Raw genomic sequence first — 15819 nt, 5'->3', positions numbered from 1 at the left:
TTACTGCAATACCTGAACGGCAACGCCATCCTGTAACCGTTGCGCACCATCCGTGACGACACGTTCATCGACGTTGACCCCCGACAGCACATGGAATTGCTGGCCTGACTGGCTACCCAGCGTCAGCGCACGTTTTTCAGCTTTATTTTCAGCATCAATCACCCAGGTGAAAAAACCGGCGCCGTTTTGTCCAACCGCGGCGGCGGGCAGAAGCAACGAAGATTGCTCTGACTGCGGACGCAGCCAGACGGTGATGCTACCTCCCGGCAGAAGACGGTGGCGTGGGTTTGCAAATTCCGCCCGTAACATGACGCTGGCAGTACGTGGGTCAATACGGTTGTCAACCGACGTGAGCTCGCCGCGGACACGTTCACTGCCGTTATCGATTTGCGCCTGCCAGGCCTGCTTTAACGCCGTGAGAGTGGCATGTTGTCCGGCTTTGGTGGCAAATGCCCCTTCCTCCAGCGCGAAGGCAATGCGGATGGGGTCGAGTTGTACCACGTCCACCAGCACACCGCTGGCAGGACTGACAAGGCTTCCCTGATGAAACTGACTGTGCCCCACGCGACCGTCAATTGGCGACGTGATGCGGGTATAGGAGAGCGTGACATTGCGGGACTCTAAACGGGCTTTCGCCTGCTCCAGCGCCGCGCTCGCCACGTCACGTTGCATCCGCGCGTTATCCACGTCATTTCGGCTGATGGCATTACCATTTTTCAGGCTTTCAAAGCGCGTCAGTTGCTGCTGCGCCTGGCGTAGTGTAGCTTCCGCACTTTTCACTTCAGCCTGTGCCAGCCTGACGGCGGCGCGCGGTTCAGCATCGTCCAGTTCAAACAGCACGTCGCCTTTTTTCACATACTGTCCGTCACGAAAATGCGTCCGGGTAATAACACCTTCCGTACGCGCACGCAGTTCCACGGTATGAATCGCTTCGATACGGCCTGGGATCTGGCGCTCTGGTGCATGCGTGGTTTCCTCTACGGTCGCAACGCGAACCGGAACAGCGGCAAATGCGGTTTGCAGGGTGCAGGCCAGGAGTGCGCAGGCCAGTGCGGCGCGCAGGGAAGTCAGTTTCATTGAGATTACCTCAGGATGTTTCCCCTCACTCCGCCCCGCACCCCAAAGGGCTAAGGGAGAAAGCCGGGCGAGCCCCTCTCCCGGCGGGAGAGGGATAGGTGAGGAGTAAGGTGTCAGATTATGCAGCTTTACGGAATCTGCGGGTCAGTCGCTTCTCGATTTCGACGATGAAGAACATTGCGCCTGCAATAACCAGGGTGATTGCCCAGTAGCGCAGCGGGAGAGCTTCTGTGCCGAACAGCATCTGCATAAACGGAAGGTAGATAATCGCCAGTTGCAGCAGCAACAGCACGCCTGTGACCAGCCAGATGCCTTTGTTCGCCAGCAGACCGCGGTTCAGGGAGAAGCCATCGGTGTTGCGGCAGTTAATCATGTAGACCCACTGGGCGCACACCAGCATCTGCAGCAACACGGTGCGGGTGAACTCTGCACTGTGGCCGCGCGGCGCAAGCCAGGCTTCCAGCGCAAAGGCGGCAATGGCAATCATGGTTCCGACAAAGGCCACGCGCCAGACTGCGAAGGCATCCATCACATGCTGGCCCGTCTGACGTGGCGGACGTTTCATGATGTTACGCTCAGCCGCTTCAAAGGCCAGGCCGAAAGAGAGCGTGGCGGACGTCGCCATGTTCATCCACAGGATCAGCACTGGCGTCAGCGGAATAATGTTCCCCGCCAGCAGGGCGATGATAATCAGCAGCCCCTGTGCCAGGTTGGTGGGCATGATAAACAGAATGGTTTTCTTCAGGTTGTCGTAAACGCGACGACCCTCTTTCACCGAACTGGCAATGGTGGCAAAGTTGTCATCCGTCAGAACCATATCAGCCGCCTCTTTGGTAACTTCGGTCCCTTTGATCCCCATCGCGATCCCGACATCCGCCTGACGCAGCGCAGGGGCATCGTTCACTCCGTCGCCGGTCATACCGACAATTTCGCCTTTATCCTGCAACGCTTTAACCAGGCGTAGCTTATGTTCCGGGCTGGTACGGGCAAAAATGTCATATTCCACTGCCGCATTCGCCAGTTCGATGTCGTCCATTTTTTCCAGTTGATAGCCGGTAACAGCCTGAGTGCTGTTGGTGATGCCTAACATCTGGCCGATGCTCATGGCCGTTTGCGGGTGATCGCCGGTGATCATCTTCACGCGGATCCCGGCCTGCTGGCAGGCGTGAATCGCATCAATGGCTTCCGGGCGTGGCGGATCCATCATCCCGGCAATGCCCAGGAATACAAGACCGTGACTCAGATCGTCGTGCGTCAGCGTCTGCTCACCTGTGGCGGGTTTAAACGCGGCCGCCACCATACGCAGCCCCTGGCTGGCATAGCGGTCCATTTCGGCTTCCCAGTAAGCACGGTTGAATGCTTTCGCCCCGTGACGAGTCTGCTCCTGCTCGCACAGCGCAAAAATAACGTCCGGAGCACCGGTGATCAGGATTTGCTCCTCACTACCGATCTGGTAGTGGGTGCTCATGTATTTGTACTGCGAATCGAACGGGATCTTGTTGATCAGTGTGGTCATGACCGGAGTAAGGTGGGCTTTAGCGGCCAGAACCTTAAGTGCACCTTCAGTCGGCCCACCCGTAATCCCCCATAACCCCCGCTCGTCCTGAATCAGCTGGCTGTCGTTACACAGGTCGATGGTACGCAGATACTGCTCCAGCACCGTTCCTGACTGGATCTGTACCGGCTCATCGCTGCCTTCCAGATAGATATTGCCCACCGGCTCGTAGCTGTTGCCTTCCACGCGGTAGCAACTGTCTGCGGTGATTACCGCTTTCACGGTCATTTCATTCATGGTCAGCGTGCCGGTTTTATCCGAGCAGACCACCGTCATCGCGCCCAGGGTTTCCACAGTGGGCAGTTTACGGATGATGGCCCGCTTGCGCGCCATCGCCTGTACACCCAGAGAGAGAATGATGGAGATAATCGCTGGCAACCCTTCCGGAACGGCAGCAACCGCGAGGCTAATCAGCGAGAGCAGTAATTCGCCCATTGGGATGTCGCGCAGTACCAGGCTAAAGACAAACAGCGCCACCATCATCACCAGAATCAGGGCAAAAATCGCCTTGCCGAGTTTGTCCATCTGCACCAGCAGTGGTGTGCGGTGCTTTTCGATACCAGCCATCATCTGATTGATGTGACCCAGCTCCGTATCTTGTCCAGTCGCAATAACAACGCCTACGCCGCCGCCTGCACTGACCGTCGTGCCGGAAAAGACCAGGTTTGTACGATCGCCCAGCGAAAGCTCGCCGCTCAGCGGATTAATATGTTTATCCACCACCGTTGATTCGCCGGTCAAAATCGCTTCTTCGACACGTAAATTATGTGCTTCAATCAAGCGCATATCCGCCGGAATACGATCACCCGCACGTAATACAATAATATCGCCCGGGACTATTTCAGTCGTTGGAATAGTTTCATGGCTACCACCGCGAATAACACGGGCATCACTGGAAAGCATATTACGAATACTCTTCAGCGATTTTTCAGCGTTACTTTCCTGGATATGGCCAATCAATGAATTAATGACTGCCACCCCCAGAATAACCAGCGTGTCAACCCAATGGCCCATTACCGCCGTCAGTACTGCGGCAGCCAGCAGAACATATATCAGTACATCATTAAAATGTGCCAGGAAACGCAACCACGCGGGTTTACCTTTTTTCTCCGGCAATGCATTCGGGCCATATTGCTGCAAACGCGCCTGAGCCTCTGCGCGCTCCAGGCCGTTAGCCTGGCTTTTCCTGTGAGCAAGCACTTGCTCAACGGTCTGCTGGTAAGGCGTCCCCTGCACATTGCCCCCTGCGGGTGGCACATTCTGCGAGTTCATCATCTTGGTCATTGGGTCAATTCCTTCAATATCCGGTGGTCGGAAGCCTGAATTCCTTTCGGGCTTTAATTCATTCGATTTCAACTGTTTTTAATTCTTGCGGAGTAAATTGATCTGCCGCAATATAATTACTGTCGAGTTATTCAAAATTCATTACACTTTATTCGATAAAATGATTTTTACAAAATATTTCTAAACCACATCTAAACGGAGAGACAGCATGTTTGGAATTTATCGCGGACGCCGCCTGGCGTTGTATATTGTCGCTGCTATTGTTATTGCAACGTTAATTGGATATGGCACTTATATGTTTGTAAAATTAATTTCCTGAACATGACATTAATTTACACAACGAGAATTTAATTTAATGACATCAGAAATATTATTCTTTTTTTGTTATTAATTATCCGGACAATGCACTCGCATTTAGTCAAAAGCGAGGCCAGTGAATACATTGCTTTACGTGAAGAGATGCCTGACAATAACGTTTTTAACTGACGATTAACATTAATATGAAACACCCATTAGAATCGCTGTTAACAGCAGGCGGAATTTTGCTGATGGCACTTCTCTCCTGCCTGCTGCTCCCTGCACCTTCACTGGGGCTGGTTGTGGCACAGAAACTGATCACCGTATTTCATCTGGTTGACCTTAACCAGCTCTATACCATTCTGTTTTGTCTGTGGTTTTTATTGCTCGGCGCCATTGAGTTTTTCGTCCTGCGTTTCATCTGGCGCCGCTGGTTTTCACTGGCGTCGTAAGCCCGCGAAGTCTCGCATGCCGTGGATCAAGGCTTCACACCAGGCCGCATAGTCGTGGCCGCTGGACCAGGGATGGAAGCTGACGCGGTAACCCTTGTCCCGTAAAACCTGATCAAAATCCTGCGTATTACGGTAAATTCCGCCGTTTGGCCCGGCCGTTTCAAATCTTCCCGCCTGCAACCAGAAGCGAACCGGATACTGTGGCGATTGCTGATACTGGCGTGTCAGCCAGCCCGGCGTTTCGCCTTCTGGAGCCCACCAGTAAGATCCTGAGAGACTGAGCACATTGCCAAACAGGCGCGGATAGCGCAGCGCGACCCAGGACGAAGCAATACCACCATAGCTGGAGCCAGCCAGCACCGTTTTTTGGCGCTGCATCGCCATACCCTGACCACGCAGCCACGGCAGTAATTCATGGGCCATAAAGTCGGCAAATGCAGGGTCTGGCGGTAACTCTTTGCCACGTCGGGCGTGATCGAGGCTATCAATAAAGACCACGTTGACCGGCGGAAGATGGTGTCGGGCAATCAGTCCGTCCAGCACATTGGCAAAATGGTACTCATCCTGATAAATCTGCCCATCAAAAAGTATGAGCGTCCAGCGTGCAGGCTGTGCCCCACGCGGTTTGTAAATCATGACTTCACGCGAGTTATCCAGAATTCGGCTGGCAAACCTGTTGCGGGTCAACGTGCCGGATACCAGCGGTTGTGCCACGGCCTGCGCCGTGCAATAACGAGCAGGACTGAGATCAAGCAACGAATAGCGATTCCAGCGATCGGTCTTTTGATCGCCAAAGGTCTGCGGATTGAGCGGATCGGCCTGCGCACTCACCAGGATCGCCCGCCGCTGATCCCGCGAACTGCCTTCCACGCGCGGCACATCCGGTGCGAGTTTATATTGCATAACGGTATCAGCAGGAACCACATAGCTGCGAAACCAGACATCCGTATTTCCAAGACGAAACAGGGGATCGTGATCGCCTGCTGGCGAGCCAAGAAGAAAGACGTTATCGCGTGCGCCACGCCATAAAAATGTCACGCGTTTATGGCTGGCATCAACCGGCTCCACCATCGGCGTTCCCTGCCGGATCTGCGTCTGCCAGAACGCATCAGTACTCCCACCGGCAGAAACTGTCTTAGCCAACGCCTGCAACGTCGGGCTTTCAGGATCAAGCATCTGAATACGGGGAAGCGCGGAGGTTTCCTTCATCCGCCACTGAAAGCGCCACGGTTTCCCCTCTTCGCCGTGAAGCACCAGTGAGGTGCTCTGCTGAACAGGCAGGGCAAAAAGCAATGTGTGTTCACCGTCCACTGGCCCCTTTTCAACCAGGGTGCGGATACGACGGTTTTGCCCGTCCAGTAAACGGGCATCCGTTACGCCGCTCAGCGTCGCAGACACATAATTTTCACTCAGCGGTGGGAGCACAAAACAGACCTCACCGCTGGCATCAAACTTCCCCTGAAGCTCACCCTGAATGGACGAGTGCTCGCACGTTGTTGCCAGTGCAGGCAACGTACTGATCCCTAACAGCAACCCACTCCATGCCCTCGTCATGACCACTTTACTCCCGCTAAATTTGTTAACAACGCTAATGCAAATGGTAATAATTTGCAATATCATTTGTCGCGTTGTTCAGGTGTTTTTATGGCGATAGCAATCAAGGATGCATAAATAATATGTTTAAAAATAATAAGATAATGAAACTCTGGCTTCTGAGCATGACAACGTTCAGCGTTGCAGCTCAGGCAGAAACAAAAGAAGAAACGCTACTGGTAACAGAGAGCGTGAGTGAAGAACCCACTGCGCCTGTTAAAGGAATGGTGGCGACAAAAACCCTCTCTGCGACCAAAACCAGCGCCGAGATCGTGAAAACGCCTCAATCCGTGTCGGTGATCACCCGCGATCAGATGAACGCCCTGGATGTCACCTCGGTGTCACAGGCACTGCGCTATTCCGCGGGCGTTTTCACGGAATACCGCGGCTCATCGAACCGTAACGATGAAGTGTTTGTGCGCGGCTTTAGCTATGTGCCGAAGTTCCTCGATGGACTGAGCTATGGTGCAACCGCCTCCTCACAAACCGGCACGATGGATCCGTGGCTGCTTGAGCGGGTTGAACTGGTGCGCGGCCCGGCATCCGTGTTGTTTGGGCAGGTGAACCCCGGCGGGCTTATCAGCATGACCAGCAAACGCCCGACCAGTGATGCTATCCATAACGTACAGTTCCGTACCGGTAACCATGATCTGGCCGAAGGAGCGTTTGATTTTGGCGGCAAGCTCAGTGACGACGGCAGCGTACTTTATCGCGTAAACGGCATTGCCCGGACGCAGCATAATCAGGTCGAGGATTATAAAGAAACGCGTATGGCGATTGCCCCGGCGATCACCTGGTATCCCAACGATCAGACACGCTTTACGCTGCTGACGAGCTATCAGAAAGATCCCGATGCGGGCTACCGTAACTTCCTGCCCGCCTACGGGACGGTGAACAGTGCTAACGGGCGCTATATTCCGCGCGATTTTAACGTCAGCGACCCGAATTACGATCAGTCATGGCGCGAGCAAACCATGATTGGCTACGAATTTGAACACCAGTTCGATGATGCCCTGACCTTCCGCCAGAATGCACGTTACGCCACCATTAAGCAGAAATACCGTTATCTGGTGTATGCCAACAGTGCCGCCAACAGCACGGTGCTCACGCGCCGTGCTCAGCATGAAGAGCGCACCACCGACGAGTTCGGTCTGGATAACCAACTGGAAGCGCAGTTTGCCACCGGAGAGATCAGCCACACGCTGTTAGGCGGACTGGATTATAAGACCAGTAAAGACAAGCAGCTGCTGGAGCGCGGGATGGGTTCCCAATATAACATGGACTGGACACACCCGGTTTATGGCCTTCATATAGATGAAAGCACCTTCAGTACCGCCACGGATGAACAGCAAAACCTCGACCAGATGGGGTTGTATGTGCAGGACCAGGTCAGTTGGGATCGCTGGGAATGGCTGGTGTCCGGGCGCTACGACTGGAGCGAAGTCCGCACCAACGATTTTACCGACAATAGCCTTACACAGCAGAATGACAGTAAGTTCACCTGGCGTACTGGCCTGCTGTACGCGTTCGATTTTGGCCTGTCGCCGTATATCAGCTACAGCACCTCCTTTGAACCGAGCCTGCAAACCAATCGCGCACCGGGCGTTGCTCCGTTTAAACCGACAACTGGCGAGCAAACCGAAATCGGCCTGAAATATCAGCCTGTTGATACCACGCTGATGACAATAGCCTTGTACGACTTAACGCAGGACAACGTCGCCACTTACAACAGCGCCGAAGGCTGGTTTGAAAATGCAGGTAAGGTGCGCTCGAAAGGGGCTGAATTTGAGATCCACTCCACGCTAATGGATAACATCAACCTGATTGGCTCCTACACCTATACCGATGCCAAAACAGAAAGCACGACGGTCGCCGGAACGGAAGGCAAAACCCCGTCACGAATTCCAGCACATATGGCATCGGCTTTCGCCAGCTATACCCTTCCTGACGGCGTGCTGAAAAGCCTGACCGCGGGTGTGGGAGTACGCTACATCGGGACAAGCTATGGCGATGCCAAAAACACCTTCAAAGTGCCATCGGTTGATTTATATGACGCGATGATGAGCTACGAATTGGGCGAAATGAACAGCAGCCTGAAGGGCGCCAGCATCCAGTTCAACGTCAATAACATTGCGGATACCAAATACGTGGCATCCTGCGCCAGTGATACGGCGTGTTTCTACGGGATTGGCCGTACGGTAACGGCAACCGTGAATTATCGCTGGTAATTGAGAGTGCTGTCTGGGCCCCTCTCCCCACAGAGGAGAGGGGCAATACATCAATGCGTGCGGCTGTGATTTTCTTTGCGGTACGCGCCTGGTGGCTGGTTGAAGGTGCGGGTAAATATACGCGTGAACGTCTGCTGGGAATCAAACCCATAACGCAGACAAATGTCGTACACACGTTCATCCGATTCACGTAAATCGCGTGCGGCCAGCAGCAGCTTGCGTTCGCGGATATAACGACCCAGACTTTCCCCTTTGTATTGCATAAACAACCGCTGTAAGTGCCATTTCGAATAACCCGCGTGGCGGGCAATCTCTTCAATGCGTAACGGCTGGTGTAAGTTATCGTCGATCCACTCAACGATAGTATCGATAACCTGAGCGGAAATAGTCATACTGCTCGCCCCTTCTGCGCTTCGGTTCAACATCTTTTATTCCCACCACTGGCTGAATTGTTGGGTGGTGTCATTCACCCGAACGGGTTCACCCAGTTCCGGTGTCAGTAACCGATAATGTTTATCTTTGCTTGCCCGTGTCAGCTGGATAACCGGGTCATTCCAGCTGTGTTTTGCCAGCACAAAGCGTCCGTTATGCCCTGGCACGACCGCTTTCGCGTTAATATCGGCGGAGGCCTGCGCGGTTTCATCCGGCAACATATGAATGTATTTCCAGTCCTGGTCGTACTGACCGTTCTCCATGATGGCTAAATCCACCTCACCAAACTGCTCACCGATGGCTTTAAAGTGCGGGCCGTAGCCGGAATCACCGCTGTAGTAGACCTTCTGCTGCGGGGTCACAAACATAAAGCTGCCCCACAGGGTCTGGTCACGCTTAATTCCGCGCCCGGAAAAGTGTCGAGCGGGCAGCACATGAACCGTCAGGTCATCGCTGATTCGCACCGACTGGTTCCAGTCACGCTCATCAATAATTTCTGGCTTCATACCCCAGTAGCGCAGATGAGAACCGACGCCCAATGGCGTAACAACCCGTTTCACCTTTGGCATCAACGCTTTGATAGTGGCGTAATCCAGATGATCGTAGTGATCGTGGGAGATAATCAGCAGATCGATATCCGGCATTTTCTCTGCGCGCCACGGGTATTCCCCGGCAAACGCTTTGTTCAGGAATGAAAACGGCGCAGCGTAATCGCCGAGAACTGGATCGATCAGGATACGTTTCCCTGCCAGTTGCATATACCAGGAAGAATGGCCGAGCCAGATCAGCGTATCCTCTTCCAGCGGCAAGCTTTCAAGGTCAGTTTTCACCAGCGGCAGCGGCTGTGCTGGACGAGCATTTTCTGTTTTTTGGGTCAGAAATTCCCACATCGCCACCAGCATATTCTTGTCGCCGTTATAGCCCGGCGTGGGGAGCGTATTGTGGAATCGCCCGTCGCGATACTGCGGGGAGGCTTCCACTTCACTTAGCTGCGCACCCTGTGGTGGCTGGCCAAATCCGGCATTCAGAACAAACGGTAAACTCGCAGCAGACGCAATAATCATGACAAACACCACGCAGACAAAAAGAGGCTTTTTCATATCCTGACCCGAAAACGCGCCCCTTCCGGTGGTTTGCGCGGGTTAAACTTGATTATGAGTGAGTAAGCACTCATTATAGATGTGATGATAAAGTCGTCAAGACGTTTTCGTTATTTGACATTCGGCGTTGCAGCGTAGCAAAGCACATGTTTCAATCGTGGTTTTAAGAATTGACAGGAGGGAAAATTTAGTGGCACGTCCGAAAAGTGAAGACAAAAAACAGGCGTTACTTGAGGCAGCAACCGCAGCATTTGCGCAGTCGGGTATTGCCGCGTCAACGGCATTAATTGCCCGTAACGCAGGCGTCGCCGAAGGTACGCTGTTTCGCTATTTTGCCACTAAAGACGATCTGCTCAATGCCCTCTATTTGCACCTGAAACAAGATCTGTGCCAGACCATGCTGGCAAATCTGGATCGCACCATCACCCTGCCAAAAGAGCATACCCGCAATATCTGGAACAGTTATGTGGACTGGGGCATTCGCAATCCCATTGCGCACGGCGCGATCCGTCAGCTTGGCGTAAGCGAGAAAATTTCGAAAGAGACCGAACAGGCGGTCCACGATATGTTTCCGGAGCTGAATGAACTGTGCCGCCGCTCAGTTCGCCCGGTATTTATGTCCGATGAATTCCGCACCTTCGGGGATGCGATGTTCTTATCGCTGGCAGAAACCACCATGTCATTTGCCACCCGCGACCCATCCCGTGCCGTTGATTTTAAATCCCTCGGCTTCGAAGCTATGTGGCGCGCACTCGCCATCGAGGATATCAATGGACAGTAAATCCTTGCAGGAACACGCAAAACGCGTGGCGCTGGAACAACCGTTCACCGAACACTGCTGGCCGTTTGGCCCGGAATTTGACGTCTTTAAGGTAGGCGGCAAAATTTTTATGATCATGGCCGTCGCCCACGGGCGGCCCCATGTCAGCCTGAAATCTGACCCGGAAAAATCCCTGCTGAATCAGCAGATCTATCGCGGTATCGAACCCGGCTATCACCTCAGTAAAAAACACTGGATCTCTCTGTACTCGGCAGACGACATCACCCCAGACCTGGTGAGCGACCTGATCGTTGATTCATGGAATCTGGTGGTCGACAAATTACCTAAAAAAGACCAGAAGTGGCTACGTCCGGCCTGATTGTTCGCCACAGACGAACAGTTTAACCGCCCGAATCGCCCTTATCTTTTTCCGTTTACCCTTGTAATCTGCTTTCCTTTCGCGCCCGTATACGGGCGAATTCACATCACCAGGAGTTGTTATGGATATCATTTCTGTCGCCTTAAAACGCCACTCCACGAAGGCGTTCGACGCAAGTAAAAAACTGACCGCTGAAGAAGCTGAAAAAATCAAAACCCTGCTGCAGTTCAGCCCGTCCAGCACCAACTCCCAGCCGTGGCATTTCATCGTCGCCAGCACCGATGCAGGCAAAGCTCGTGTCGCAAAATCGGCGGCAGGCACGTACGTGTTTAATGAACGTAAAATGCTGGATGCGTCACACGTGGTTGTCTTCTGCGCAAAAACCGCAATGGATGATGCCTGGCTTGAACGCGTTGTGGATCAGGAAGAGATCGACGGCCGTTTTGCGACACCAGAAGCCAAAGCCGCCAACCACAAAGGCCGCTGCTACTTTGCCGATATGCACCGTGTCGACCTGAAAGATGACGACCAGTGGATGGCCAAACAGGTTTACCTCAATGTGGGCAACTTCCTGCTGGGCGTTGGCGCTCTGGGTCTGGATGCCGTACCAATTGAAGGTTTCGATGCCGCGATTTTAGACGAAGAGTTTGGTCTGAAAGAGAAAGGCTATACCAGCCTGGTGGTTGTACCGGTCGGCCACCACAGCGTGGAGGATTTCAACGCCTCCCTGCCGAAATCACGCCTGCCGTTAAGCACGATTGTGACTGAGTGCTAATGCAAACGGGCCGCTTTAGCGGCCCGTCAAACTATGAAACTGCAGCTTAACGGCATAAACCGTGTAAGGTTTTCCGTCATCAGTCGTCACAATGCGAAATTCGTCGCTATAACATGATGTTAAGAGACGATTACCTTCAGGTAATTCAAATCCCGGCAGTTTAAAATCTGCTGTGCCACGCGCAAGAAAGGCCTCGGTATGGCGATAAGCCCTCATTTTTGGCTGAAATCTGCAGAATCAATCAGTAGTGGTGGCATCGGGTTGTTTCTCATCATGTAATTATAGTCCGCTTTATTACTCATCGAAATGATGCTAGCGCCGTGGATTTTCTTAACATTACACGCATTAACCACCGTAAACCGATCTCAGATGACGGTCCCTGAAAGCTGCTCGCAAAAAAGTTATTTCGCCAGGCGTCCCGCGTGCCAGATCTTCTCCGCATAGCGCCCTAATAGCGCCAGCGATGCTGCCAGAATCAGGAAAAACACCACTTTATTCATTCCGTCCCAGAAGTATTCGAAATAGCGGGTATACAGGTTAATGGCGAGGAAGGTCAGGCCGAAACCGCGCAACATGCCGTCGTCGGTTTTCAGGCTGATATAAATACAGAGAACCGCCGCGACGGCAAACAGCAGCGCCCAGGGCAGTAGCACCGCTTGCGTCACGCCGTACCAGTTATCGATATCGTAATTACCAAAAATCGACATGATCCACAGCGCGATAAACAGGTAAGTCAGCCCAATCGCTTTACTGGTGGTATAGAGATGACGGGTCTGCAACATTGCCCGAAGCAGCCAGCATACCGCCAACAGCACGCCACCAAAGAAGATAAACCGCACCGGATAGTTCATCCCCAGCCAGTATGCGCCCCAGCCGGACATATAGCCGGTTTCCGCCCCAAACCAGTTACCCAGAGAGAGCAAAAAGAACAGCCAGACCAGACCCGAACGCCCCAAAAAGCCCACCAGTCCGTATATGACACACCCCGCCAGGAACAGCGGCGCAATATGTCCGCTACCGTTATCCAGCCGTTCACCGAGTTGCCACAAGGCAATAGCAGTAAAGACTACGCCGAGGAAAAGCATCGCTTCAGTACTGTAATGCCACTGAGTTTCCCGTCGCTGCCGACTGAATCCCCACACATAAAACAGCACAGCCAGGAGTGCAGGCAGCCCAATTCGGGCAAGAGAAGAGAAGGCGAAGAACTCAATCATTCGCGCCATTAGCTCGCTGTCGGAGAACAGACTGCCCATGGCGATGACGATACAGGCAAGCGACGTCCAGAAGGCATAGCGGCTAAGGCGTTGCCAGTCCATCGTCACACGTTTTAATGTTCCCGCCAGACGCTGGTGTTCCTCAGCCGATAACGCCCCTTCCTGTTCCCAGTCGGTGAGTGCGCGGCGAAGAAGCCGCTCCTGCTTACGTGTGACTTTCATCTTCACTCCCTGAATTAACCGGATTTACCTGAGTATAACAGCCTGTTCAGCCAGCCACGTCAGCGCCCTTTCCCCTGCGTCATCTACCGGCAGATAGACCAGCAACCGTGAGCCATTTCGCGGTGCGGAGTACCAGTACATCTGCTGGAGGTTGAAGTCGCCCAAATCAGGATGGGTGAACAGCTTCAGTTGATTTTCCACGCCACGAACGTCGTAACGTTGATGCCACAGGGATTCAAATTCCGGGGAAACGGCAAAGAAACGCGCCAGTTGTGCTTCCCACTGCGGATCGCCCCGGTGTTCCGCCATCGCCGCCCGGAAATAGGAGACGAAAATGGGCAGCACATCGTCGCGTTTACCCAGCCGGCTTCGCCACGCCGGGTGAGTCAGGAAGAGGTAAATGCAGTTACGATCTTCCGGAGGGATCGTGTTGAAATCGACGCCCATCAGATGACCGAAACTGTCGTTCCAGGCCACGATATCAAAGTTTGGTTTCTGAATACTGGCGGGTTTTGGCATCAGGGTATCGAGCAGGCGACGCGTGCCCTCGCTTATGCCCTCGCAGCAGGTTGCCTGCGGCGCTTCGCCGGGCGGTAAACCAGCCAGCACAAATAAGTGACGGGTTTCGGTCGGAGTACACTGGAGCGCTTTCGCCACTGCGGCCATCACAATACCCGACGGATTAACGTCTCTTCCCTGCTCAAGCCAGGTGTACCAGGTGACGCCAACATCCGCCAGCACAGCCACCTCTTCACGGCGCAGGCCGGGCGTTCGACGGCGGCCGCTTCGTGGCAGGCCAAGACGCTGAGGATCGAGGCTCTCTCGCCGCGCGCGTAAAAACGCGCCAAGCTGTTTTCGTGTGTCACCCTGAAGCGAAGTGACGGGTTCAGACATCAGCGCCATAGTACCTCCTGCATGGTAGTGCCAATACCAGTATAAGCAAGAACTGGTCCCCGTTTTAAAGATCACCGATGCTACGACCATCTGTTGAATGACGCAATGGAGTTACCATGAATACGTCAGTTGTTTCACCAGGTCGCGCAGGCCTGATATTGCTGTTAACCGGCCAGATGCTGCCGCTGATTGATACCTCAATCACCAACGTGGCGCTGGACTCCATTACCCAGTCATTGCACGCCACAGCAACCGAACTGGAGCTGATTGTTGCCCTCTATGGGGTGGCTTTTGCTGTCTGCCTGGCTCTGGGCAGTAAATTGGGGGATAACCTGGGTCGCCGCCGCTTATTTATGTGGGGCGTGGCGAGTTTTGGTCTGGCCTCCTTGCTGTGCGGGATGGCGGGTAACATTGAGCAACTGCTTGCCGCACGCATTGTACAAGGTGCTGGCGCGGCATTGATCATGCCGCAAATCCTGGCAACGTTACATGTCACCCTAAAAGGTACGGCGCATGCCAAAGCCATCAGTCTGTTTGGCGGAATTGGCGGCATCGCTTTTATCGTCGGACAGATGGGCGGTGGCTGGCTGGTATCGGCAGATATCGCCGAGCTTGGCTGGCGGAATGCCTTTTTCATCAATGTACCCATTTGCCTGTTAGTGCTGGGGTTGAGCCGTCATTATGTCCCTGAAACACGCCGCGATACCCCATCACGAATCGACTGGCAAGGAACGGTGCTGCTGGCCGCCATCCTCTGCTGCCTGCTCTTCCCGATGGCGTTAGGTCCACAGTGGCACTGGTCATGGCCGCTGAAGGCCGCGCTACTGGCCATTATTCCACTGGCCTGTTTGATGGCGATGAACGCGCGCAAAAAAGAGCGTGAAAACGATCATCCGCTGATCCCCCCGCGCCTGCTGAAACTCAATAGCATTCGTTTCGGCGTGCTGATTGCAATGCTATTTTTCAGCGTCTGGTCCGGCTTTATGTTCTGTATGGCGCTGACCATGCAAACAGGCCTGGGAATGGCGCCGTGGCAATCCGGGAACAGCTTTATTGCGCTTGGCGTGACGTACTTTGTCTCTGCGTGGTTCGCACCACGGCTGATCGCCCGCTACAGCACCAGCACCATTCTGCTGACGGGCCTGGCAATACAGATTGTGGGTCTTGTCTCATTGATCGCCACATTCAGCCTTTGGGGTTTGCACAACACGGCACTGACGCTGGCTCCGGCCACCGGGCTGGTCGGCTACGGGCAGGCGCTGATTGTGAACAGTTTTTACCGCATCGGGATGCGCGATATCCAGCCTGACGATGCCGGCGCAGCCAGCGCCATTCTGAGTACGCTTCAGCAGGCGGCATTAGGATTAGGCCCGGCTATTTTTGGGGCTATTTTGCTGCACGCGCTACAAAACCATCACGGGGATTTCGCACAGGCCATTAACGTCTTCCTGGTGGTGGAAACCCTGATGATGGTGGTTCTGGCGCTGGCAACGTTACGTATGCGTCACCGTTTGTGTCTGCCGGTGGTGAAACCCTGCCACGCGACCAAATAAGCCT

13 protein-coding genes are annotated in these 15819 nt (G+C 53.8%); 6 read left to right on the top strand and 7 right to left on the bottom strand.

Annotation, left to right across the window (positions count from 1 at the left end; translation table 11 throughout):
* Positions 1–1077 (bottom strand): efflux RND transporter periplasmic adaptor subunit, encoded by a 1077-nt coding sequence (locus tag HV346_RS05610; protein ID WP_181622577.1) that lies wholly within the window; start codon positions 1075–1077, stop codon positions 1–3.
* A gap of 118 nt (positions 1078–1195) precedes the next feature.
* The gene (locus tag HV346_RS05605) at positions 1196–3916 is read right to left on the bottom strand and encodes a cation-transporting P-type ATPase (RefSeq protein ID WP_181622576.1); all 2721 of its coding nucleotides are present in this window, start codon (positions 3914–3916) and stop codon (positions 1196–1198) included.
* 500 nt (positions 3917–4416) lie between these two features.
* Here HV346_RS05605 and HV346_RS05600 point away from each other — a divergent pair, with 500 nt between their 5' ends.
* Positions 4417–4665, top strand: a complete 249-nt coding sequence (locus tag HV346_RS05600; protein ID WP_181622575.1) for a DUF1158 domain-containing protein — start codon at positions 4417–4419, stop codon at positions 4663–4665.
* On the opposite strand, the gene HV346_RS05595 is transcribed toward HV346_RS05600, so the two are convergent.
* Entirely contained in the window at positions 4651–6219 is a 1569-nt protein-coding gene (locus HV346_RS05595) for an alpha/beta hydrolase-fold protein (protein ID WP_181622574.1), read from the bottom strand. The two genes, HV346_RS05600 and HV346_RS05595, sit on opposite strands and share 15 nt — an antisense overlap.
* 122 nt (positions 6220–6341) lie before the next feature.
* Between HV346_RS05595 and HV346_RS05590 the strand changes: the two genes are divergently transcribed.
* Complete coding sequence (locus HV346_RS05590) at positions 6342–8486, top strand: TonB-dependent siderophore receptor (protein WP_181622573.1); 2145 nt, start codon at positions 6342–6344, stop codon at positions 8484–8486.
* Between the two features lie 50 nt (positions 8487–8536).
* Here the strand turns inward: HV346_RS05590 and HV346_RS05585 are convergent, their stop codons facing one another.
* Complete coding sequence (locus tag HV346_RS05585; protein ID WP_020885132.1) at positions 8537–8878, bottom strand: RamA family antibiotic efflux transcriptional regulator; 342 nt, start codon at positions 8876–8878, stop codon at positions 8537–8539.
* 36 nt (positions 8879–8914) lie between these two features.
* Positions 8915–10018 carry an MBL fold metallo-hydrolase gene (locus HV346_RS05580; protein WP_181622572.1) on the bottom strand — a complete coding sequence of 368 codons (1104 nt, stop codon included), beginning with the start codon at positions 10016–10018 and terminating at the stop codon, positions 8915–8917.
* Between the two features lie 190 nt (positions 10019–10208).
* Between HV346_RS05580 and HV346_RS05575 the strand changes: the two genes are divergently transcribed.
* The 3 genes from HV346_RS05575 (at position 10209) to nfsB (ending at position 11932) form a co-directional block, all read left to right on the top strand.
* The gene (locus HV346_RS05575; protein WP_181622571.1) at positions 10209–10799 is read left to right on the top strand and encodes a TetR/AcrR family transcriptional regulator; all 591 of its coding nucleotides are present in this window, start codon (positions 10209–10211) and stop codon (positions 10797–10799) included.
* Entirely contained in the window at positions 10789–11157 is a 369-nt protein-coding gene (locus HV346_RS05570) for an MmcQ/YjbR family DNA-binding protein (RefSeq protein WP_181622570.1), read from the top strand. The genes HV346_RS05575 and HV346_RS05570 overlap by 11 nt, the downstream gene beginning before the upstream one ends.
* 121 nt (positions 11158–11278) lie before the next feature.
* On the top strand, positions 11279–11932 hold the full coding sequence (gene nfsB, locus HV346_RS05565) for an oxygen-insensitive NAD(P)H nitroreductase (RefSeq protein WP_181622569.1): 654 nt from the start codon (positions 11279–11281) through the stop codon (positions 11930–11932).
* Positions 11933–12333: 401 nt separating this feature from the next.
* Here the strand turns inward: nfsB and HV346_RS05560 are convergent, their stop codons facing one another.
* On the bottom strand, positions 12334–13368 hold the full coding sequence (locus HV346_RS05560; RefSeq protein WP_181622568.1) for a DUF2157 domain-containing protein: 1035 nt from the start codon (positions 13366–13368) through the stop codon (positions 12334–12336).
* A gap of 24 nt (positions 13369–13392) precedes the next feature.
* Positions 13393–14271 carry a helix-turn-helix transcriptional regulator gene (locus HV346_RS05555; protein ID WP_181622567.1) on the bottom strand — a complete coding sequence of 293 codons (879 nt, stop codon included), beginning with the start codon at positions 14269–14271 and terminating at the stop codon, positions 13393–13395.
* A 107-nt stretch (positions 14272–14378) separates the two neighbouring features.
* Here HV346_RS05555 and HV346_RS05550 point away from each other — a divergent pair, with 107 nt between their 5' ends.
* Entirely contained in the window at positions 14379–15815 is a 1437-nt protein-coding gene (locus HV346_RS05550) for an MFS transporter (RefSeq protein WP_181622566.1), read from the top strand.
* Positions 15816–15819: the final 4 nt, after the last annotated feature.

Source organism: Enterobacter sp. RHBSTW-00994, assembly GCF_013782625.1.
GTDB lineage: Bacteria > Pseudomonadota > Gammaproteobacteria > Enterobacterales > Enterobacteriaceae > Enterobacter.
The sequence above is the reverse complement of the archived record's forward strand: the minus strand, read 5'-3'. Positions and strand labels throughout refer to the sequence as shown.

Excerpts from the sequence above, each read along its gene's own strand:
- HV346_RS05550 (WP_181622566.1), top strand. The coding sequence starts at position 14,379 with ATGAATACGTCAGTTGTTTCACCAGGTCGCGCAGGCCTGATATTGCTG.
- HV346_RS05580 (WP_181622572.1), bottom strand. The coding sequence starts at position 10,018 with ATGAAAAAGCCTCTTTTTGTCTGCGTGGTGTTTGTCATGATTATTGCG.
- HV346_RS05610 (WP_181622577.1), bottom strand. The coding sequence starts at position 1,077 with ATGAAACTGACTTCCCTGCGCGCCGCACTGGCCTGCGCACTCCTGGCC.
- HV346_RS05595 (WP_181622574.1), bottom strand. The coding sequence starts at position 6,219 with ATGACGAGGGCATGGAGTGGGTTGCTGTTAGGGATCAGTACGTTGCCT.
- HV346_RS05570 (WP_181622570.1), top strand. The coding sequence starts at position 10,789 with ATGGACAGTAAATCCTTGCAGGAACACGCAAAACGCGTGGCGCTGGAA.
- HV346_RS05555 (WP_181622567.1), bottom strand. The coding sequence starts at position 14,271 with ATGGCGCTGATGTCTGAACCCGTCACTTCGCTTCAGGGTGACACACGA.
- HV346_RS05605 (WP_181622576.1), bottom strand. The coding sequence starts at position 3,916 with ATGACCAAGATGATGAACTCGCAGAATGTGCCACCCGCAGGGGGCAAT.
- HV346_RS05590 (WP_181622573.1), top strand. The coding sequence starts at position 6,342 with ATGTTTAAAAATAATAAGATAATGAAACTCTGGCTTCTGAGCATGACA.
- HV346_RS05560 (WP_181622568.1), bottom strand. The coding sequence starts at position 13,368 with ATGAAAGTCACACGTAAGCAGGAGCGGCTTCTTCGCCGCGCACTCACC.
- HV346_RS05585 (WP_020885132.1), bottom strand. The coding sequence starts at position 8,878 with ATGACTATTTCCGCTCAGGTTATCGATACTATCGTTGAGTGGATCGAC.
- nfsB (WP_181622569.1), top strand. The coding sequence starts at position 11,279 with ATGGATATCATTTCTGTCGCCTTAAAACGCCACTCCACGAAGGCGTTC.
- HV346_RS05600 (WP_181622575.1), top strand. The coding sequence starts at position 4,417 with ATGAAACACCCATTAGAATCGCTGTTAACAGCAGGCGGAATTTTGCTG.